The organism is Kribbella capetownensis (genome assembly GCF_004331485.1).
GTDB lineage: Bacteria > Actinomycetota > Actinomycetes > Propionibacteriales > Kribbellaceae > Kribbella > Kribbella capetownensis.
In genome coordinates this window covers 1895156-1914440 of record NZ_SJKD01000001.1, presented here as the reverse complement: position 1 = coordinate 1914440, position 19285 = coordinate 1895156, and the positions used below count along the sequence as shown (strand labels likewise).

The window sequence follows — 19285 nt, the reverse complement described above, 5'->3', positions numbered from 1 at the left end:
ATATTGGATGCATGTAGATGGCCGAATATGGCCAGACCGGGAGGTGGCAGGGGGGCGACGCTTGAGTCGTTCAGTCGGAGTCAGGAGGAATCAAGTGCTGGCCAAGGTGTTTCCGATCAAGTTGAGGGATGGCAATCAGGCGGTGGCCGAGGAGCTGGTGCGGGAGTTCGCGCCGGTGGGGCCGGGGGCCGAGGAGGGGACGTTGTCGTTCCGCGTCTATCGCGATCCGGCGAACCCGGACTACCTGCTCTTCGTGGAGCACTTCGCGGATCAGGCGGCATACGACGCGCACACCGGGTCGGCGGCGTACCGGGAGTTGATCGCGGGGAAGTTCGCCGGGCTGATCGTGGAGTTCGTCGAGATCGATCATGAACTGGTGGTGAGCTTGTGAGCAGCCAGGGCGAGTTGGCGCGGCGGTTGCGCGCCTTGCACGAGCGGCCGCCGTTGGTGTTGCCGAATGCCTGGGATGCTGGTTCGGCGCGGGCGATCGAGGCGGCGGGTGCTGCCGCGATCGCGACCACGAGCGCGGGTGTCTCGTGGGCGGCTGGGGTCACCGATGCCGGCGGGTTGGATCGTACGGCGGCGATCGCGGCGCTCCGCGCGATCGTCGCGGCGGTGTCGGTGCCGGTGACTGCGGACGTCGAGTCCGGCTACGGCGATGTCGAGGCAACGGTTGCCGAAGTCATCGAAGCCGGGGCTGTTGGCATCAACCTCGAAGACAGCTCCGGTGGCTCGCTGATCGCTCCGGCCTTGCACGCCGAGCGGATCGCTGCCGCTCGGGCCACTGACCCCGAGCTCGTCATCAACGCGCGGACCGACACCTATCTGTTCGGCGACGGGAGCGGCACGATCGAACGCGCCAAGCTGTACGCCGAAGCCGGCGCCGATGTGCTGTTCGTCCCAGGTGTCGTTGATGCTCCGGCCATTCGCGAGCTGGTGGCCGCGTCGCCGCTGCCGCTGAACGTGATGGTCGGTCCGGGTGCACCGACGGTTGCCGAGCTCACCGCACTTGGGGTGACGCGGATCAGTGTCGGGCCGGCGATCACCGCCGGTGCCTACGGGTTGGCGACCGCCGCGGCGAAGGAACTGCTCACGAGCGGTACCTACGAGGCCCTGTCCACTGCAGCCGAGTTCGGCAAACTCAACTCTTTGCTCCGCTGACCGTCGAGCCGCATCGCGATCTGGCGAGCTGCGTTGGCGCTGACGCCGGGCACGGTCTCCAAGGAGCCGATCCCGGCGTCGTGGTCGAGCACGACGTGGCCCGAAGCAACAGCTTGCGCCAAAGGCCCGACGAGCTCGGCCTCGGTCAGCGCCTCAGGACCCGGGAATGCGTGCGTGAGTCCGTGGCCGAGCCCCGCGACCGGAACGCCGTACACCTCGACGAGCTTGCGCAGTACGTCGTACGCATCCTCGGGCGGAAGCTGGTCGCGGACGACCGCCTGGACCGCGACCTCGAACGGGCCCCACGCGCCGGGCATGCGGACATCTGGATTGGATTCGACGGCGACGAGTCGCGCGGCTCGTTCGACAACGTGGATGACACCTTCCCAGTACGGGAGATGTGCGTGCAGTAGCAGGTGATCGGGACCGCCTGAACCGATCTCGAGCAGACCCGGATCGCCGTCGAGCGTGATGGTCCGGCGGTAGACACCATCCTCGACCGACTCGACGCCAGGGATCGCCTGCGACGCGAGGAACGCGCTCATCGCCTCCCAGTCGTACGGCGTGGTGAACGGCAGCCGGAGTATCAGGCCACCATCGGCGACCAGGCGGTCCGTGCGGCGCCGACGGTCGCGGAGCTCGCGCGGGGAAGCCCGGAAGATCTCATGCATCGCCCGGTTGAACTGCCGCAGACTCCCGAAACCGGATGCGAACGCGATGTCCGCGATGGAGAGATCACTGTCATCGAGGAGTCTGCGCGCGAAATGTGCCCGTCTCGAGCGGGCGAACTGGTCCGGTGTGACGCCGAGGTGCTCGTGGAACAACCTACGCAGGTGGCGAGCTGACAGCCCGAGCCTCGCGCCGAGCGCCGCCTCGCCGGACTCGTCGAGCACGCCGGCGATGATCAGCTGAACGGCGCGACAGACGAGCTCGGGCGCCTCGTCCGGCACAGTCCCCGCGACCCGGTACGGCCGGCAGCGCAGGCAGGCGCGGTATCCGGCCGCCTCCGCGGCCGCCGCGAGCTCGAAGGTCCGGACGTTCTCCGCCAGCGGTTTCGCCCTGCATCCGGGCCGGCAGTAGATGCCCGTCGTACGGACCGCGGAATAGGTCGTCATCCGTCCACTGTCACCCCCTGCCCACCGACGGTCTGGCCACATCCGGACGTCACGCTAGCTGTCTCCACGGACACTTTTCGGTGACGTCTGCTGGAATCCTGGTGCGAGCGGAGGGCGGGGGTGGCTAGGGTGCGGCGGTGCAGTCCAAACCTCTTGTCGTAGTGGTCAGTGGCCCGCCAGGGACCGGGAAGACGACGCTGGCGCACCGGGTGGCCGCCGCGATCGGGTGCCCGGCGATCTGCCGGGACGAGATCAAGGAGGGAATGGCGCACGCGACGCCCGGGTTCGTACCCGGTCCCGGTGATCCACTGACGATGCGGACGCTGTCCACCTTCTTCGACGTGATCGGGCTGCTGGTCGGCCGCGGTACGACGATCGTCGCCGAAGCCGCGTTCCAGGACCGGATCTGGAGTCCCGGCCTGAGCCCGCTGCTCAACCGCGCCGACCTTCGGATCATCCACTGCACGGTCCCCGCCGACGTCGCGCTGGCCCGCATCACCGCGCGTACGGCGACCGACCCGAAACGGACCGCACACGAGGACGCGCAGATCAGCGCGGACGCGCGACTGCGGACCCACAACGCCTTCCAGGCGGTCGATCTGCCCGTTCCGGCGCTGACGGTCGACACCTCGAGCGAGACCTACAATCCGTCGCTCTCGAAGATCATCGCGTTCTTGTCCGAGTGACGAGCTAAGGTCTTCAGGGAGTCGATTGAGAGGGGCCTGGGGGATGCTGTTCGAAGGGTTGACGACAGCGCATGTCGCGGACGCGTGTCTTCGGGCCGGCGTGCCGGTGCGGACCGCGTCGCTGACGGCTGTGGTCGGAGGCCGAGTGGCTGGGCGCGTGTTGCCGGCGCAGCACGTGGGCAGTGTCGACGTCTTCTTGGAGGCGTTGGAGTCGGCCGAGGACGGCGACGTACTGGTTGTGGACAACGGCGGACGGCGGGACGAGGCGTGCGTGGGCGACCTGGTCGCGCTCGAGGCCAAGGCCGCCGGACTCGCCGGGATCGTGATCTGGGGACTGCATCGCGACACGGTCGACATCACGGCGATCGGACTGCCGGTGTTCAGTCTCGGCGCGATGCCGACCGGGCCGTTGCGGCTCGATCCGCAACCCGACGATGCGTTGTCCACGGCAACTATCGGTGACTGGTCGGTGAACCGGGACGACGTCGTACTGGGTGATGAGGACGGTGTGGTCTTCGTGCCGGCCGATCGGGTCGACGAGGTGACCGGGCTGGCCGAGTCGATACGCGATACCGAGCATCGGCAAGCGGCCGAGATCCGGGCCGGACGGTCGTTGCGGGAGCAGGTGCGGTTCGCGGAGTACCTGACGGCGCGGGCGGCTGATCCTTCACTGACTTTCCGGCAACATCTACGCGCAGTTCGAGGAGCGATCGAGGAATGAGTACCGCGGATGCCGCAGGCACGTGGAAGCTGGGCGACGTCACCGTCAACCGGATGGGCTTCGGCGCCATGCGGATCACCCCGAACCCCGATCGTCACGTGGCGATCCGGGTCCTGCGACGGGCGGTCGAGCTCGGCGTCAACCACATCGACACGGCTGCGTTCTACCGTTCGCCGGGCGGGACGCTGAGGGTCGGCGACGGCGAAGTGCGCTATGCCAACGAGCGGATCCGTGAGGCGTTGGCGCCGTACCCCGATGAGCTCGTGATCACGACCAAGGTCGGGCCGGGCGAGGACCCTGAGCGTGGTTTCTACCACGCGACGACCGCGGCCGAGTTGCGGACGCAGGTCGAGACGAACCTGCGCCAGCTCGGTCTCGACCACCTCGACGTGGTGAACCTGCGCATCATGAAGAAGCCGGGCGCCGACTCGATCGCCGAGCGGTTCGGGGCGCTCGCGGACCTGCGGGACGCCGGGCTGATCCGGCAGCTCGGGATATCGAACGTGCGCGCCGACCACCTGGACGAGGCGCTCGCGATCGCGCCGGTGGTGTGCGTGCAGAACAGCTATGCCGTCGACCTGCGCCGTGAAGAGGACGCGCTGATCCGGCTGTGCGCGGAGCGGGACATCGCATACGTCCCGTTCTTCGCGATCGCCGGCCCGAAGCGTGAGAGCGACGCGACGCCCGAGGACTCGTCTGCTGTCGAGGCGATCGCCGCCCAGCACGGCGTCTCACCTCAACAGATCCGCCTCGCATGGACTCTGCACCAAGGTGCGAACGTCCTGGCGATCCCGGGCACCGGCAATCCCGCCCAACTCGAGGAGAACGTCGCCGCCGGCGCCATCCGGTTGTCGCCGGCGGAGCTGGCCACGCTGGGCTGATGCTTACGAGCTGATCGCAGCCCGGACTGCAGGGACTACCTCCTGCGCCCACCTCGCGACCTGGACGTCATAGGCGTCGACGCCTCGCGGGAACAACGTGAACCCGGCAGCGCCGTGCTCGAGGATCGCCCCGGCGAGTTCCTCGATCCACTGCGCGGGGGAACCGCCGATCCAGCGGCCTTCGTCATCGCGGGTACGGCGCGCCGGCAAGGCGGTGAGCGCACCAGGGAAGTTGTAGATCGTGGCGACGTCGGACGGCTTGCGGCCGACCGACAGCGCGGCCTCGTCGATGATCGGTCGGGACCAGCGGTAGCGGTCGCTCAGCCAGTCCGCGGCACGGCCCGGGATCCAGCCGTCCGCCTGCCGGCCTGTCGCGGCGAGCGACTTCGGGCCGTTCGATCCGGTCCAGATGAGCGGCGCGGGAACGTTGGCCGGCTCGAGCTGACCGATCGGGTAGTGCTTGGTCGGAGCGGGTCGGCCGCCGTCGGACATCGCGTGGAGGAGTTGCATCGCCTCCTCGAAGGCTTCGACCGCTTCGGCGGGGCGCATTCCCGGTACACCCATCGTGGTGATCCGGTCCCACGCACCGCCCGCACCGAGGCCGAGGATGAACCGCCCGTCGGACAGTGCGGCCAGGGAGGTCGCCGTACGCGCGAGCACCGGGGCCGGGCGTAGCGGGAGGTTGGTGACGTTGACGAACGCGGACAGATGCTGGGTGCGGCCGAGGAGTACGCCGATCGTCGCGTAGCCGTCGAGGAGGTCGGCGACGTACGGGTGGTCCGAGACCGAGACATGATCCAGCCCGTCCCGGTCGGCCTGCGCGGCCAGGCGCAGCAGGGCGGTCACGTCGTGGACGCCGGCCGGGGAGCCGTAGCCGAACTTGGGGGTCATGATGAGGTCTCCTTATAGTTCGTAGGCCTAAATAGTAATGCTACGAACTATGAGGTCTGCAAACTGTTTGCTGACCGGACTACCATGAGGACATGGCGACAACGCGCGACGCGGACCTGGCCGGTGCGCTGGTCCAGACGATGCACGTGCTGCAGGACCTGTACGCCGAGACCAGCCGGCCGCTCGGCCTCACCCCGCAGCAGGCGCACCTGCTGTGCGTTCTGCTCGGCGGCCCGCTCGGGATGACCGAGCTCAGCCGCATCCTCAGCATCGAACGCTCCAGCCTGACCAGCATGGTCGACCGCCTCGAACGCCGCGACCTGGTCAGCCGGATCCCCAATCCCACCGACCGTCGCGCCTGCCAGATCGAGCTGACCACTTCCGGCCTCGCGCTGGCGCACGACGCCCACAACGGCTTCACCGAGCGCATCGACGCGATGACCACGGGCCTGACCGCGGCCGACCGTCGTACCCTCGCGACAACCCTCCAGAAGATCGTCGCCGAGGCCTGAGTGGCCGAGGTCGTCCGCGCTGGGGCTCGGATCGCCTACGAGGTCAGTGGTGACGGGCCGGCCGTCGTACTGATCCGGAACAACCGGCGGCCGCGGGACTTTCGGCCGGCCGACTGGCTCGCTGACCGGTTCCGGGTGGTGCAGGTGCATCCGGTCGGGTTCGGCGCGAGTGAGCGGCCGGCGGAGTACGACTTCGGGAGCATCGGCGAGCAGGTGCTGGCGGTGCTCGACCACGAGGGCATCGACCGGTTCGCGGTGTGGGGGTTCTCCCAGCCGGCCTGCATGGCGGCGATGGTCGCGCGGTCGACGAGCCGCGCGGCGGGTCTGGTCATGGGCGGGGTCGCGCCGATTGGCTTCCCGACCGACGGCGACATGCGCCGGATGGAGCGGGAGCCTCGCCTACGCCGGCCGGCGTTGGAGTTCTGGCGCGCGTACCGATCCCACGACTGGCACCACGAGCTCAGATGCTTCAACGGCACCAAGATCGTGTACGCCGGGACTGCGGACAAGGCGATCAACCGGGTACGACGCCTGAAGCCGGTGCTCCGCGGCATCGGCTACGTGTGTTTGGAGTTCGAGGGACTCGACCACGCGGCGTCCTCGCTGGGCGTGGACACGACGGATGGCCGGCTGATCGTCGAGGCGGTGGTGGATCACCTGCCCGACAGGTGGTGAGGTCAGCGGCGGCCGCCGAACTCCCACGGGAGGACTTCGGCGTCGGGTGCCTCGACGAGCGCTGCGGCGGCTTGTGGCTCGGGAGCTTCGACGAGCGCGGCACGGCCCAGGTGTTTGCCCGCGTCGAGGCTGAGGAGGTCGCCGTACATGATGAGGTGCGGTGAGGTGAGCGGCTGCGGCTCGTCCTGGGTGATGACGAGGTAGCGGTTGTAGCCCTCGACGGCGTTCGCGAAGTCCCACATGGTGGTGCCGACGTGCTTGCGGAAACGGTGGAGCTGGATCGAGTCGAAGGCACCGGCGCGGTAGTACGGCTCGTCGTACGCGAAGGTGTTGACGGCGTCATCGTCCGGGAGATCGACGATGTGCAGGCTGCCGGTCGTTTCCTCGCCGTCCGCGGTGAGCGTCGGACCACGGGCGACGAGCTCCTCGGCGTACCGATCCATGAACGCCCAGTGCTCCTCGTTGAGGCTCACCTTGACGTCGTACCCACCGACCCGGTCCCGTCCGTACACGAAGTACTCCACGGGACCGGACCCTAGCCGGTCAGGAGTTCGCGGCCAGGTGGAGTCGGAGGATGGAGTCGTAGTCGACGATCTCGATGGCGGCGTCGGTCACGTCGGCCGGGCTGACCGTGTCCTGGGTGCCGATCACCAGCAGCTTGCGCGGGTCGCTGATCTCGACGCCGTACTTCGTCTGCGCGAAGGCACGGTGCTCGGGGGACGTGAAGTAGTCCGCGTACCGGGCGAGGGCGGCCGCGCCGTCCTGCACCGACGTCGTGCGGTGGTGCTTCTTGCCCTCCAGCAGCGGGAGGCCGAGGTCGCCAACGATGTGGTTGCCGTCCGCGGTCTCGAGGATGAAGTCCGGCTGCAGCGCGTCGCCGTCCTCCTGCCGCTCGAGGAACGGCCGGCGGATCAGCCGGGTCGCGTCGAACGCCGACAGCAGGATGCTCTCGTTGTCCTGGAGGAACCGGTCGACGGTCGAATCCGGCAGGCCGTGTCCGAGGTACGTGCTGGCGAACGGGGAACCCTTCAGATCCAGATCGCCCACCGGCACGCTCAGGGTGCCGATCGGGTCGAGGTGGTCCGCGGCCTGCGCGTAGTTCCGCAGGAAGGCGAGATACTTGTCGGCCGGCTCGGACCGGTGGATCGCGAGCGCGAAGAACGTCCAGTGGACCCGGATCGACGCGCCGACGGTGTGCACGAGCAGGACCCGGTCGAACAGCGAGTAGTTGCCCGGCGCGAACTGCAGGAGCTGCTCACCCGGCCCGACGAACTCGTTGCCGAGCATCTTGTCCGCACCCGGGAACCGATCCACCAGCTCCCGCCGGCCGACCTCGGTCGCGACGGTGGCGTCCTTGAACAGGTTCTCGCCGGGCAATGCGACCACAGCCGCGCCGTCGCCGAGTCCGAAGTACTCCTCGACGCTCGCCGCCTTCCGCCGCCGTACGTCCAGCGACCGGTACTCCCGGCTCACCCCGACCAGCTCGAGAATGTTCCAGTCCGGCGTCTCCGTCAGTACCATCATCCGCGGAAACAGCAACGGCCCCGGCAGCTCGTTCCGGTGACTCCCGGCCAGATGCTCCCCCACCCCCTTGAGGTGCTCCCCCCAGAACTGACCGTTCACCTTCACGAACTCAGTGGGCTTCATCGCCTGCTCTCTCTCGCGCTCACACTCCGACGTAACAGCCAACTCCAGCCTGACCCACCCCTATTCCCGCGGGCATGCCGGGGTATGCGGCGGGCATCAGCCTGACATCTGGGATCTGAGCACCTCGAACTCGCAGCCTGGCGAGGCTGGGTCGAAGCCGTGCTCGATCAGCCAGCGGGACGCCCCCAGGCTTCGCAACGACCACCACGCGCGGATCACGTCGAGGTCGACGTCGGTGCCGTAGCCGGCGAGGAGGTCGGCAAGGCGCTCCTCGTGCCCGAGCGTCAGAATGGCGAGGTCGAACATCGCATCGCCCTGGCTCGCCTCGGACCAGTCGATCACACCCGTGACCTCGTCACCATCGACGAACACGTGGGTGATCTGCAGGTCCCCGTGCGTGAACACCGGTTTCCACGGCCGGAGCGCAACCTCGGCAATCTCGCGGTTCCGCCTGACCAGGTCGGCGGGCAGGACGCCGTTCGCGACGAGCCACTCGCATTCGCCGTCGAGGTGCGCCGCGATCTCGTCGATGCCCTGACTACGCCACGGCGGCAGCGACGCGTCGTGCAACGTCCGTACGGCGGCACCCGCCGCAGCCCACGCCTCCGCCGACGCACTCGACGGCTCCCCAAGAACGCCGAGCGCCGTCCCCGAGACCGCTGCAAGCGCCAGTACAGGCGGCCTCCGCCACAACACCTCCGGAGTCGGAACCGGCGCCAACCCCATCGCCTCGACCTCGACGTCCAGACGCGTCTGATCACCATCAACCTTCAGAAACACGTCCCCCACCCGCAGCGTCGCCCGCTCACTGTGAGCAACAACAACCTCAACCTCATCCACGCCGGCCATTCTCCCGACCCGACCCCCGAAAGTCTCCAGATTTACCGCCCCACAACGAACCAGCCCCCGACCACGTCTCCGCAGGTCAGGGGCTGTTTTTCGTGCTGGTGGCGGGTGCAGGGTTCGAACCTGCGTAGGCATACGCCGACAGATTTACAGTCTGCTCCCTTTGGCCGCTCGGGCAACCCGCCAGGGTGGTGCCGGTTCGTGAACCAGCGTGGGAGACGATACAACAGACAGTGCCCCTGACAGCAAATCGGAAAGGATGTGCCCATGGCTTCGGAGTCCTCCTTCGACATCGTGAACAAGGTCGACCGTCAGGAGGTGGACAACGCCGTGAACCAGGCGGCGAAGGAGATCAGCCAGCGGTTCGACTTCAAGAACGTGGACGCTGGGATCAAGTTGTCCGGTGAGGCGATCGACATGCAGGCGAACACCGAGGAGCGGGTGAACGCCGTACTGGACGTGTTCAAGGACAAGCTCGTCAAGCGGCAGATCTCGCTCAAGGGCCTCGAGACCGACGAGCCGAAGCTGTCCGGGAAGATCTACAAGATCAACGCCTCGATCAGCGCCGGCATCACTCAGGAGAACGCGAAGAAGCTGTCCAAGCTGATCCGCGACGAGGGCCCGAAGGGCGTCAAGGCGCAGATCCAGGGCGAGGAACTGCGGGTCTCCAGCAAGAGCCGCGACGACCTGCAGTCGGTCCAGGCGCTGATCAAGGGCCAGGACCTCGACTTCGCCGTCCAGTTCGTCAACTACCGCTGAGATCTCCGCGTACGTCGTACCCGTGGGCAGGCGGATGCCTGGTAATCGGGTCGCTTGGGCGGGTGGTTGGCGGGCATGCTGGCGGGCGTGGGTGACACATTGATGCGGCGGTGGTTGGCCGAGGACTTCGGGCTGGATGTGGTGGAACTCTCACCGGTGGCCCACGGGGCCGACATCGCCGCGCAGGTGTGGAAGGCGAGTACGGCGACCAACACGTACGCCGTCAAGTGGAGCGGCGCCGGCACGAACACCGGCCACCAGGTGGCGGCGTTCCTGGCGGACAGCGGGCTGCCGGGTGTGCCGGAGATGATCCGTACGACGGACAGCGGCCTGTGGAGCGTGCACGCCAAGAAGCGGCTCACGATCACGCCGTGGATCAACGGCGTGCGCGCGGCCGAGATCGGGCTGACCACCGAGCAGTGGACGGCGTACGGCGTTCTCCTCCGGCGGGTGCATGACTCGGAGCCGCCACTCAGGCTGCGGGATGCGTTGCCCAAGCACAGTCACATCGACGCGCGGGTCCCGGCGATCGCCGAGAAGCTGCTGACACGGCTCGCCACGCAGGCGCCGGAGAACGAGGTCGAGGAGGAGTTGGGGGCGGTCTGGAAGGAGTACGAGGACACGATCACGCACCTGCTGACCGCGCGGCCGCCGGAGCCGGCTGGTCCCCGGGTGATCTGCCATGGCGACCCGCACCTCGGCAACGTTCTCGTCGACGATCAGTTGCACTTGATCGACTGGGACGACGTGATCCTCGCGCCGCGTGAACAGGACCTGATGTTCATGCTCGGCGGCATGGGTGACGTCGGCCCCACCCGCCCCGAACACCTCGACGCCTTCCTCACCGGCTATGGCCCACACACCATCGACGACGACGCGGTCCGCTACTACCGCCACGTCCGAGCCTTCGAGGACGTCTTCGGCTGGGCCGACCAAGCCATCACCGGCCCCGACAACGCCTACGCCCTCCAAGTAACCAAAGGCATCCTCAGCAAAGGCCTCGCCGCCCTCGCGATGAGCTAGGCGTGGCGGAGCCAGACGTTGGGTTCTTTGTAGAGGCCCTGGTCGGTGGAGTGGTTGATGTCGAGGGTGGTCAGGCCGGCGGGGATTGTGTAGGTGCCTGAGGAGGGGAAGGGCATTTTGGTCCACTTCTCCCAGTCGGCGACGGTGCCGGTCATGGTTTGGGATGCCGTGGCGGGGGCCAGCAGGCGAGCGCCCAGGCGGACGTGGGTGCGGAGCCAGGGGTCCAGCGGGAGGCCGTCTTCGCGGGTCCAGGTCATGAAGGTTTCGATGGGGGTCAGTGGATAGCTCGACTTCAGCGTCGGGCGGACCGGGGCGATCACCTGGGCGAGGCCGCCGGCCACCGCCCGGTCGCGGACGGAGGTGATGACCCGGCCGGCGTGGCCGCGGCCCTGTTCGTCGGAGCGTACGGCGGCCGCCATCAGCACGAAGGTGTTCGGTACGACGCCCTCCTCGTACCCGACCACCGAGCGAACCAGAGAATCCGTGAACCCACCAGGAAGACCCTCGACGGTCCCGTCCCACACGAGCGGCACACCCCAGCACCCCGCGATCAGCCGCTCGTCGTCGGACACCAGATAGAACTCCCACTCCGGGAAGTACTCCTGCCGCCGATCGATGTACTTGCGCACCTCCAGGTCGTGGAAGATGAACTCCGGCCACTCCTCCGCGAAGCGCTGCTCGGCTTCCTCGTCGTACTGCGGTGCCTGGGCGACCGGGATCAGCTCATACATGTGCAGAACGCTAGACCGCAGACAGGGCACCGACCACGCATTAGACCGGCCACCGCATCAGTGCCGGGCAGCGATCCACCTGGCGACCTGGGTGCCCAGGATGTCGCCGTCGTTCATGGAGTGGCGGAAGTGCAGTCCGGAGACGATGCGGGCTTCGCGTACGTCGCTGCGTACGGCGGACAGGTCCGGGTACACGCGAGTGGTGTTGGTGACCACGCTGCTCATCACCACACGCAGGTTGCTGGTGTGGAAGAACGCCCGCAGCGCACCGGCCGCGCCGGCGGTGAAGCAGGCATGCCCGGACGGGTACTCGGGGTGGTTGACGTTCAGCAGGGACTGCCAGGTCGGGTCAGCCTGCGTACGCGGGTTGCCGTCCGTGTCCGCGCGCTGGATGGCGTGCACCGGTCGCCAGGACAGGTAGTGGAACTTGGCGTCCCAGCACGCGATCACCGAGTCACCGGCAGACACGTGCACCAGTGCGAGCATCTGCGCCGCGGCTCCCAGAGAGAGGTGCCGATCAGTTGCCAGCTGTAGCAAGGCTCGGCTCCACTGCTGAGCGGTCTGCTCCGACCAGAACATCGCCGACTCGCTCTGCTTGGCGGTGCGCGTCGTACTGTCCTTGCGGCCGAGTGAAGCCACCTCGGCAACGTCACGCGCGTAGCGCTTGCCTGTCAGAGGGTCCGGACCACCGGGCCGGAACTGCGCTCGGTAGCGCAAAGCCAACGGGCGGACCTGCGTGAGGACGATGTCGACGGGAGGGGTCGGAGCTGTCGGCTCCCACACTCCCGGCCCTAGCGGGGGCTGCTTGTAGGGCACTGTGTTGTCCAGACCGTCTCCCGCGCGCCACGCGAGTACGGCGGCCGCCACAGTCCGGCCCAGCGTGATCCCGCGAGTCTTCGCGCCCCCGTCCGGCACACCAGCCAGGTAGTCGGCGTACGTCCCGTCCAGCCCGGACGCGGGCACTCGAGCCCGGAGTACGTCGTACGTCGCGGTGGCGACCGCAGCCGCGGCAGACGCCTTCCGATCTGGTCGTACGGCGAACCGGAACGGCTGCCCTTGTCCCAGTCCGGCCACGGTGTCGGCGATCGCGATGTGCACGATCCCCAGCAGCACCTCCGAACTGGCCGGTGGCCGCCCGGCCACGATCGTCTGGGTGGCAATCCGGCTCCAGTCGAGCACTGGCGAGGCGCTCGCTGAAGCAGACGCCACCGATGGCATCGGCGACAACCCCGCGCCGGTGAGCGCCAGCGCCCCGACGATCAACAGCGTGGCCGGACGAGACAGCGACCTCATGACGTTCCCCCTCGAACAACGGAACGACACGACGCCGCCCCCACCACCGCCACCATCACCGCGCCGGACCGTCTGCGGCCATACGACGTTCGACGTATTCGCAAACCGCCGGACCAGGCCTAGCCTGACGGGAGGGGAGGGGTACGTCATGGGGAGCCAGCTGACCGTCACCGAACGAGACCTGCGCCAACTGCTGGACGTCGTCGAACGAGGTCGGGAGGCCGACCCCGAGGAGTACTTCCCGCGCGGTCTGCTGCGCGCACTGACCGACCTGATCCCCGCCGAGGACATCACGTTCCAGCGCAGCCGCCCGCTGGAACGCGAGATCGTCGGGCTCGAGGAGGCGACCGGCGACACCGTCGAGCTCGACCACGACTGGGAGGATCTGTTCTGGCGGTCGTACTGGGAAGGCGAGGCGTGCAGCCGGCCGCAGCGCACCGGCGACTACGACACCGTCTGGAAGGTCTCGGACTACCTGCCCGGGCGCAAGCTGGGGAACTCGATCGTCGGCGAGTGGTTCCGCCTCTGCGGCATCCGCCATGAGATGACCGTCCCGTTGCCCGTCCGCGGTGCGGAAGACCGCCGACTGCTGCTGTTCCGCGCCTCCGGCCGCGACTTCACCGAACGCGAACGGCTGCTGCTCACGATGCTCCGGCCGCACATCGTCGAGATCGGCCACGCCCACGAACGCCGCCGGGCCGGCGTACCGGACCTGACCAGCCGTCAGCTGCAGCTACTCCGCCTGGTCGCCGACGGGCACAGCAACACTCAGATCGCGCATCGGCTATTTGTTGCCGAGGGCACCGTTCGCAAGCATCTGGAGAACATCTACGAGCGCCTCGGCGTGACCAGCCGGACGGCGGCGGTCGCGACGGCCTTTCCCGGCACCCACTCCGCCTAGCCGGTCGGTCCCGCCGTACGCACGGTGCGAGGAGAGCCGCCGAGTTCGCGGCGGCACGTCTTGTTGAAAGCCTGGAGATCGGGGATGCCCACCGAGGCAGCGACGGCCGGGATCGACAGGGTCGAGGAGACCAGAAGGTGTCGGGCGCGACCCATCCGACGGCGGCGGATGTAGGCGATGACGGTCTGCCCGGTCTCGGCCTGGAACAGGCGCGTCAGATGGTTGTGCGAGACGCCGGCCAGGCGGGCGAGGGCGGGGACTGTGAGCGGCTGGGCGAGGTTGGCCTCGATGTAGGCGATGGCGGTGGCGACGGCCGGGTGGCGGGAATCGCCCTCGGTGGTCGCAGCGGTCAGGTCGACGATGCGCCACAACGCGGTCCACACCTCGGCCGTCGTCCGCGACGATCCTGACGGCGACGCCTCGACGGCCCAGCGCAGCAGGTCGGACAGCATCGGCGCGGCGGCGCCCGCGTCCTGTACGACGGGGAGGTACGACGGCTCGCCCGCCACGACCGGCCGGAAGTGGGCGTACAGGTGCTCGGACCGTCCCCGGTAGTCGAACCGCACCTGCGACCCGGCCGGCGTCAGCGACACGTATCCGGGCGCCACGGAGTACGTCGTACCCGCGACGGTGAGATCGGCGGAGTACGAGTACAGATGCAACTGCCACAGGTCCGGCAGCCGGAACACGTCCCGCAGGCTGCGCACCCCGTGGATCCCGACGCCGACGTTCACCACCTCCGGCGGCTCGGCCAGGTGCAGCTCGATCATGGTGAGAAATTACCACCAGTGGTGAACACAACCAACGCGTTGCAACGTGGAAAGAATCTAACCTGGTGGAGTAGTTACCACTACCCCCGAGAGGGAGTCTCATGCCCCACCCGCATCAGAAGAACCTGCTCACCTCGGTTCAGATGGCGCACTTCGTGGCCACCGGGTCGTTCCGGATGGACGCCGTCGTTCCCGACGAGATGAACCAGCAGGCGCTCGAGGTCCTGAAAGCCGGCATCCCCGGCGTCCCGTACGGCACCCCGCTGTCGGAGGCGTTCGTGGACAGCGAGTTCGTCCAGCGCCTGGTGCAGCTGCCGGAGGTCGCCGGTGCGATCCACAGCCTGGTCGGGCCGGAGCCGACCGTCGACCACCACGCCGTACACATCCGCAAGGCGAACGAGGGTGAGGCGCAGAACCTGCACGGTGACGCGATCATCGACGTCCGCCCGGACGCGTTCGACGTCCAGCTGATGTACTACCCGCAGGACGTGACGCTGGAGATGGGCGGCACGCTCAGCGTGCCCGGCAGCCATCTGCGCCGGACCAACGAGTCCGACACCGGCCGCTACCAGAACCTGCTCGGCCAGACCCGCCTGGTCTGCCCGGCCGGCACAGTGCAGTTACTGCACCACGGCATCTGGCACGGCGGCCGCAAGAACGACAGCTCCATCGACCGGTACATGTTCAAGATCCGGTTCAACCCGACCGTCCGTCAGGTCCGGCTGTGGAACCTCGAGGACCTGTACGACCCCGAGGTCGCGCGCGAGCTGGACCAGTCGTTCCCCTGGTACGAGAACGCCACCGGCCGGCTGGAGAAGTACAACCGGATCAAGCTGTGGCAGGCGCTCACCGGCGACGACACTTTCGACCCGGAGTTCTGGGTCACGCGGGTGTCGAACCGCCCGCAACGGGTGGTCGCGCAGCGAAGCCTGAACCCGCACGCCACGAAGAAGGAGATGGCATGACCGCCACCGCTGCCCCCGCCGAGACCGGTCAGCAGACGGTCCGCCAGCAGGTCCTGGTCCTCTACCTGGCGTCCTCCGCGCTGGACGCCCGCGTGGTCGGCTGGTCGACGTACGACGGAACCGGTGCGACCCACCCGACCACGGGTGACAGCGACGTCCCGCCGTACGCGACCGGTCTGGACGCGCTGAAGGACGGCTGGCGTCTCTTCCAGGCGGCCCAGCTCCTGCCGCCGTTCCCGGGACACGAGTACGACGTCTCGTTCCTCAAGCACGAGTTCTTCTTCGAGAAGCTCGTCACGGTGTGAACAGGCCGTGCTGCATCGCGAACAGCGCGGCACCGGCTCGGGTGGACACGCCGAGCTTGGCGTAGATGTGCTGGACGTGATGCTCAGCGGTACGGCGTGACACCACCAGCTCGCGCGCGATTTCTGCATTGGACGAGCCACGTGCGAGCAGACGCAGTACGTCGACCTCCCGCTCGGTGAGGCCGGCCGGGCGGCTCACGCGGCCGGGCACCTGGTGCCCGGCCGCTCCGAGTACGGCCTTCACACAGTCGGCATCCAGCCTGCCGGCCGCTGCCTCGGCCAGGACGATCTCCGCAGCTCTCTCCGGTGAGTGCGCGGCCCGGTGTGGCCGGTCCTGGGTCAGTGCCTGATAGCAATCGGCCGCAGCGAGGATCCGCGCCGCTGTCGACAACTCGCTGCCCTTGACCTGGCGTGGATAGCCGGTGCCGTCGATCCTCTCGTGGTGGAGAGCGGCCAGTGCCGCGACCGGCTCGAGTACTGCGGAGCGCGCGAGGATCCGCTCGGACCGGTACGGGTGCAGGCGCACCTGCTCCCAGTCGGCGCGGCGCAACTCACCAGGCCGCTCCCAGACACTCGTCGGTACGGCGACCCGCCCGAGGTCGTGCAGGAGTGCTGCCCGTCGCAGGGTTGCCCGGTCGGCGTCGTCCAGATGCAGCAGCCGCGCAGCCTCGTCGGCCAGCGTCGCCACTCCGGTCGAGTGACCGAACAGGTACGGCGATTTGAGGTCGACGAAGTAGGCGAAGGTCCGGGCCACGTCGTCCAGCCGGTCCGGCCGGATGAGTGACCAGGGGCGTGGCTCGGTGTCCAGAGTCTCTTGCCACACGTCGATCTCGGCGAGGTCGGCCAGCAGGGAGTCGTCGTACGCGGCAACCACCTCCGGGTCGAGCCAGGTGCCCTGGCGCCGCGTGAGCGTTGCCTGGACCGGCTCGCCCAGACTGTGGAAGATGACGGCCTGGGTCGCGACCTCCGCGATCCGGGTGGCGATGTGGATCTCGGCGCCGGCCAGTCCCCTCGGCGTACCGGTGCCGTCCCAGCGTTCCAGGTTCTGGTAGAGCGCTTCGGCCACGGACGGGCCGAGCCCCAAGCGGTCGGCGAGCATGCTGCCGACCTCGCAGATCGCCAGCAGGATGTCGTCCTCCCCGGCGGTGAGGGTGCGGGCGACGTACTGGAGGCGGCGGATGCCTGCGCCTTGGCCGATCTGTCGAAGGACTGTGAGCGACTCGCGGCGGTTGGCGACGTCGGTGCGCTCGGCGAGCGGACGGAGTTCACCGGCGCGCGGACCCATCCGGTGTGCCTCTTCATGTGTTGTCGCAGTGCAGCCGAGATGGCGCAGCAGTGTCGCGTAGTAGACCGTGCGCTGGTCGTCGACGGCGAGCCTGTCCGCAAGCCGGGTGGCGACCAGGCAACTGCGGATCGACTTCTCCGGGGCCTGCGCCATCGCGAGGTCGAGAGTGACCGACAGCGCGCAGAGGAGCTCAGCGAGTCGCAGATCGTCCTCCGCCATGGCGCACCTCCCCGGTCCCCTCGGAGTACACCTCCCCATCCGCTCGGAGATGGGCAGATCTACCGATGCTCCGCTGGAGCCCGCAGGCCCATTGTGGGCCTGACAGGAGGAGATGCCATGAGTACAGCGACTTCCGCCGCCCCTCGACTCGTCACCCCGCAGTTCGTCGTCCTCGGCGCGGCCGGGCTGGCCTACTTCCTCGCCGAAGGGATCCTCGTGCCGGCCGTGCCTCGGTATGTCGCCGGCGAACTTACCGGCGGTAACATCGCGGTCGGCCTGGTCGTGGCGGCGTTCAGCCTGTCCGCCCTGGTCCTGCGTCCCTGGGCCGGACGACTGGTGGATCGGCGCGGCCGGTCGATCGCGATGGTCGGCGGCGGCATCATCTTCGCCTGCTCGGTCGCCGCGTACGGCGTGACCGACTCGCTCGGCGCACTCGCAGCGCTCCGGCTGCTCACCGGCATCGGCGACGCCTTCTTCTTCGTCGGCGCCGTCACCGCGATGAGTGACCTGGCGCCGCCCGAACGCCGCGGCGAGGCGATCAGCCTGTTCTCCCTCTCCCTGTACGCCGGGCTCGCGATCGGCCCGGCGATCGGTGAAGTACTCATCAACACTGCGGGATTCACCACGGTCTGGATGGTCGCGGCGGGCTCGGCCGGCGTCGGCGTACTGCTCGCCCTGCGGGTCGGCGACACTCGCGCGCCGACTGTTGGAACACGGGCCGAGGCTGTCCGGCTCATCCCGCGGGCGCCCGTCGTACCTGCCTTCCTGCCGCTCGCGTTGGTGTGGGGGATGGCGGGGTTCCTCGCCTTCGTGCCGCTCTACGCGTTCGACCTCGGTCTGCCGAATGCCGGCTTCCTGCTCGGCGGCTTCGCCGGGATCGTCGTACTGATCCGGAGCGTCGGGGCTCGCATCCCCGACCGGTTGGGTGCCCGCCGGAGCGTCCGAATCTCGTTGCTGTGCGCCACAATCGGGCTGCTGGTCATGGGCGGCTGGCGAACGGTGCCCGGGCTGGTCAGTGGCACGGTGCTGCTGGGCGTCGGTGTCGCGCTCGGCACACCTGCGATCATGATGCTCGCGCTGCAACGAGCACCGGCGGTCGAACACGGCGCGGTGATGGGGACCGTCAGCATGAGCATCGACCTGGCCGCGGGACTCGGTCCGGCCAGCTTCGGGCTGGTCGCCGCCGCGTCCGGGCGCGGCACCGGGTTCCTGGCCGCGGCGCTTCTCGCCGGCGCGGGCCTTGCGTTGGCCACCGTCGTTGCGCCCCGGAAGCCGTAGCATCGCGTGTCATGGCGCAGCAGACTCCCTACCCTCCGCCGCAGTACGGCGTACCACCGAAGCGGAGCCGGGGGCCGGTAGTGCTGGTGACTGTTCTCGGTCTGGTGCTGGTCGCGGTGCTGGCGACTGCGACGGCGCTGCTCCTGCGCGGACGTGATGACAAGCCGACGGCCGCCGCCGGGAGTAAGCCGGCTGCTGCGGATTCGGTGCAGTTCCGGTCGGTTTTGTCTGCTGACCCGCAGGCGTGCAACGGGCAGTCGAGTGGTCCGCAGGCGGAGGACACTCGTTGCGGCGGGGACGGGACTCGTTACACGCTTGGCAAGGTCGAGCTCGACGGTAGTCGGGTGTCCGAGGTGGAGGCCGCCCAGGGCCAGCCCGGACCGGACTGGGTCGTCCAGCTGACCTTGGATACGGAGGGCGCCAAGCTGTTCGGAGCGCTCACGACCAAGCTGGCTGCGGGCGAACCGCCGCGCAACCAGCTCGCGATCGTGGTCGGCGACAAGGTGGTGAGCGCGCCGGTCGTCAGCGCGCCGATCACCGCCGGCAAAGTCCAGATCGCCGGCAACTTCACCCAGCAGGACGCCGAGAAACTAGCCGCCGACATCACCGGCTGACCCGGCC

23 protein-coding genes and 1 tRNA gene are annotated in these 19285 nt (G+C 68.5%); 14 read left to right on the top strand and 10 right to left on the bottom strand.

Features of this window, described 5'->3' with window-relative positions:
* Window positions 1–94 precede the first annotated feature (94 nt).
* Window positions 95–391, top strand: coding sequence for a putative quinol monooxygenase (locus E0H75_RS09420; protein ID WP_165553537.1), 297 nt, complete (start codon window positions 95–97; stop codon window positions 389–391).
* Window positions 388–1161: an isocitrate lyase/PEP mutase family protein gene (locus E0H75_RS09415; RefSeq protein ID WP_131512777.1), complete on the top strand. Its 774-nt coding sequence runs from the start codon at window positions 388–390 to the stop codon at window positions 1159–1161. The genes E0H75_RS09420 and E0H75_RS09415 overlap by 4 nt, the downstream gene beginning before the upstream one ends.
* Here E0H75_RS09415 and E0H75_RS09410 read toward each other — a convergent pair.
* Complete coding sequence (locus tag E0H75_RS09410; protein WP_131512776.1) at window positions 1104–2276, bottom strand: helix-turn-helix domain-containing protein; 1173 nt, start codon at window positions 2274–2276, stop codon at window positions 1104–1106. The genes E0H75_RS09415 and E0H75_RS09410 overlap by 58 nt on opposite strands.
* Before the next feature lie 137 nt (window positions 2277–2413).
* Here E0H75_RS09410 and E0H75_RS09405 point away from each other — a divergent pair, with 137 nt between their 5' ends.
* From E0H75_RS09405 to E0H75_RS09395, 3 genes are read left to right on the top strand one after another with little or no spacing between them, the layout of a single operon-like run.
* On the top strand, window positions 2414–2962 hold the full coding sequence (locus tag E0H75_RS09405; RefSeq protein WP_131512775.1) for a P-loop nucleotide/nucleoside kinase family protein: 549 nt from the start codon (window positions 2414–2416) through the stop codon (window positions 2960–2962).
* A 25-nt stretch (window positions 2963–2987) separates the two neighbouring features.
* Window positions 2988–3683 (top strand): RraA family protein, encoded by a 696-nt coding sequence (locus E0H75_RS09400; RefSeq protein ID WP_238162902.1) that lies wholly within the window; start codon window positions 2988–2990, stop codon window positions 3681–3683.
* Window positions 3680–4564: an aldo/keto reductase gene (locus tag E0H75_RS09395; protein ID WP_131512773.1), complete on the top strand. Its 885-nt coding sequence runs from the start codon at window positions 3680–3682 to the stop codon at window positions 4562–4564. The genes E0H75_RS09400 and E0H75_RS09395 overlap by 4 nt, the downstream gene beginning before the upstream one ends.
* Window positions 4565–4567: 3 nt before the next feature.
* Here the strand turns inward: E0H75_RS09395 and E0H75_RS09390 are convergent, their stop codons facing one another.
* The gene (locus E0H75_RS09390) at window positions 4568–5455 is read right to left on the bottom strand and encodes an LLM class flavin-dependent oxidoreductase (protein ID WP_131512772.1); all 888 of its coding nucleotides are present in this window, start codon (window positions 5453–5455) and stop codon (window positions 4568–4570) included.
* A 92-nt stretch (window positions 5456–5547) separates the two neighbouring features.
* On the opposite strand from E0H75_RS09390, the gene E0H75_RS09385 reads away from it, so the two are divergent.
* Together E0H75_RS09385 and E0H75_RS09380 are read left to right on the top strand one after the other, a co-directional pair.
* Complete coding sequence (locus E0H75_RS09385) at window positions 5548–5967, top strand: MarR family winged helix-turn-helix transcriptional regulator (RefSeq protein ID WP_131512771.1); 420 nt, start codon at window positions 5548–5550, stop codon at window positions 5965–5967.
* Window positions 5968–6642, top strand: coding sequence for an alpha/beta fold hydrolase (locus E0H75_RS09380; RefSeq protein WP_131512770.1), 675 nt, complete (start codon window positions 5968–5970; stop codon window positions 6640–6642).
* A gap of 2 nt (window positions 6643–6644) precedes the next feature.
* Here the strand turns inward: E0H75_RS09380 and E0H75_RS09375 are convergent, their stop codons facing one another.
* The 4 genes from E0H75_RS09375 to E0H75_RS09360 form a co-directional block, all read right to left on the bottom strand.
* Window positions 6645–7166, bottom strand: coding sequence for a YciI family protein (locus E0H75_RS09375; protein ID WP_131512769.1), 522 nt, complete (start codon window positions 7164–7166; stop codon window positions 6645–6647).
* A gap of 19 nt (window positions 7167–7185) precedes the next feature.
* Window positions 7186–8289: a hypothetical protein gene (locus tag E0H75_RS09370; protein WP_131512768.1), complete on the bottom strand. Its 1104-nt coding sequence runs from the start codon at window positions 8287–8289 to the stop codon at window positions 7186–7188.
* A gap of 96 nt (window positions 8290–8385) precedes the next feature.
* Window positions 8386–9129 carry a phosphotransferase family protein gene (locus E0H75_RS09365; protein WP_131512767.1) on the bottom strand — a complete coding sequence of 248 codons (744 nt, stop codon included), beginning with the start codon at window positions 9127–9129 and terminating at the stop codon, window positions 8386–8388.
* A 105-nt stretch (window positions 9130–9234) separates the two neighbouring features.
* A tRNA-Tyr gene (locus tag E0H75_RS09360) sits at window positions 9235–9320 on the bottom strand.
* Between the two features lie 82 nt (window positions 9321–9402).
* Between E0H75_RS09360 and E0H75_RS09355 the strand changes: the two genes are divergently transcribed.
* Window positions 9403–9894: a YajQ family cyclic di-GMP-binding protein gene (locus tag E0H75_RS09355; RefSeq protein ID WP_131361200.1), complete on the top strand. Its 492-nt coding sequence runs from the start codon at window positions 9403–9405 to the stop codon at window positions 9892–9894.
* A gap of 87 nt (window positions 9895–9981) precedes the next feature.
* Complete coding sequence (locus E0H75_RS09350; RefSeq protein ID WP_165553535.1) at window positions 9982–10917, top strand: phosphotransferase enzyme family protein; 936 nt, start codon at window positions 9982–9984, stop codon at window positions 10915–10917.
* Here the strand turns inward: E0H75_RS09350 and E0H75_RS09345 are convergent.
* Window positions 10914–11648: a hypothetical protein gene (locus E0H75_RS09345; RefSeq protein WP_131512765.1), complete on the bottom strand. Its 735-nt coding sequence runs from the start codon at window positions 11646–11648 to the stop codon at window positions 10914–10916. The two genes, E0H75_RS09350 and E0H75_RS09345, sit on opposite strands and share 4 nt — an antisense overlap.
* A gap of 57 nt (window positions 11649–11705) precedes the next feature.
* On the bottom strand, window positions 11706–12941 hold the full coding sequence (locus E0H75_RS09340; RefSeq protein ID WP_165553533.1) for a vanadium-dependent haloperoxidase: 1236 nt from the start codon (window positions 12939–12941) through the stop codon (window positions 11706–11708).
* A 148-nt stretch (window positions 12942–13089) separates the two neighbouring features.
* Here E0H75_RS09340 and E0H75_RS43985 point away from each other — a divergent pair, with 148 nt between their 5' ends.
* Complete coding sequence (locus tag E0H75_RS43985; RefSeq protein WP_238162901.1) at window positions 13090–13842, top strand: helix-turn-helix transcriptional regulator; 753 nt, start codon at window positions 13090–13092, stop codon at window positions 13840–13842.
* Here the strand turns inward: E0H75_RS43985 and E0H75_RS09330 are convergent.
* The gene (locus tag E0H75_RS09330) at window positions 13839–14612 is read right to left on the bottom strand and encodes a helix-turn-helix domain-containing protein (RefSeq protein ID WP_131512763.1); all 774 of its coding nucleotides are present in this window, start codon (window positions 14610–14612) and stop codon (window positions 13839–13841) included. The two genes, E0H75_RS43985 and E0H75_RS09330, sit on opposite strands and share 4 nt — an antisense overlap.
* A 101-nt stretch (window positions 14613–14713) precedes the next feature.
* Between E0H75_RS09330 and E0H75_RS09325 the strand changes: the two genes are divergently transcribed.
* Together E0H75_RS09325 and E0H75_RS09320 are read left to right on the top strand one after the other, a co-directional pair.
* Window positions 14714–15577 carry a phytanoyl-CoA dioxygenase family protein gene (locus E0H75_RS09325; RefSeq protein WP_202872873.1) on the top strand — a complete coding sequence of 288 codons (864 nt, stop codon included), beginning with the start codon at window positions 14714–14716 and terminating at the stop codon, window positions 15575–15577.
* Window positions 15574–15882, top strand: coding sequence for a hypothetical protein (locus E0H75_RS09320; protein ID WP_131512762.1), 309 nt, complete (start codon window positions 15574–15576; stop codon window positions 15880–15882). Before E0H75_RS09325 ends, E0H75_RS09320 begins: the two co-directional genes overlap by 4 nt.
* On the opposite strand, the gene E0H75_RS09315 is transcribed toward E0H75_RS09320, so the two are convergent.
* On the bottom strand, window positions 15872–17386 hold the full coding sequence (locus tag E0H75_RS09315) for an HD domain-containing phosphohydrolase (RefSeq protein WP_131512761.1): 1515 nt from the start codon (window positions 17384–17386) through the stop codon (window positions 15872–15874). The genes E0H75_RS09320 and E0H75_RS09315 overlap by 11 nt on opposite strands.
* 117 nt (window positions 17387–17503) lie before the next feature.
* Between E0H75_RS09315 and E0H75_RS09310 the strand changes: the two genes are divergently transcribed.
* On the top strand, window positions 17504–18664 hold the full coding sequence (locus tag E0H75_RS09310) for an MFS transporter (RefSeq protein WP_131512760.1): 1161 nt from the start codon (window positions 17504–17506) through the stop codon (window positions 18662–18664).
* Window positions 18665–18675: 11 nt separating this feature from the next.
* On the top strand, window positions 18676–19278 hold the full coding sequence (locus E0H75_RS09305) for a SecDF P1 head subdomain-containing protein (RefSeq protein ID WP_131512759.1): 603 nt from the start codon (window positions 18676–18678) through the stop codon (window positions 19276–19278).
* Window positions 19279–19285 lie beyond the last annotated feature (7 nt).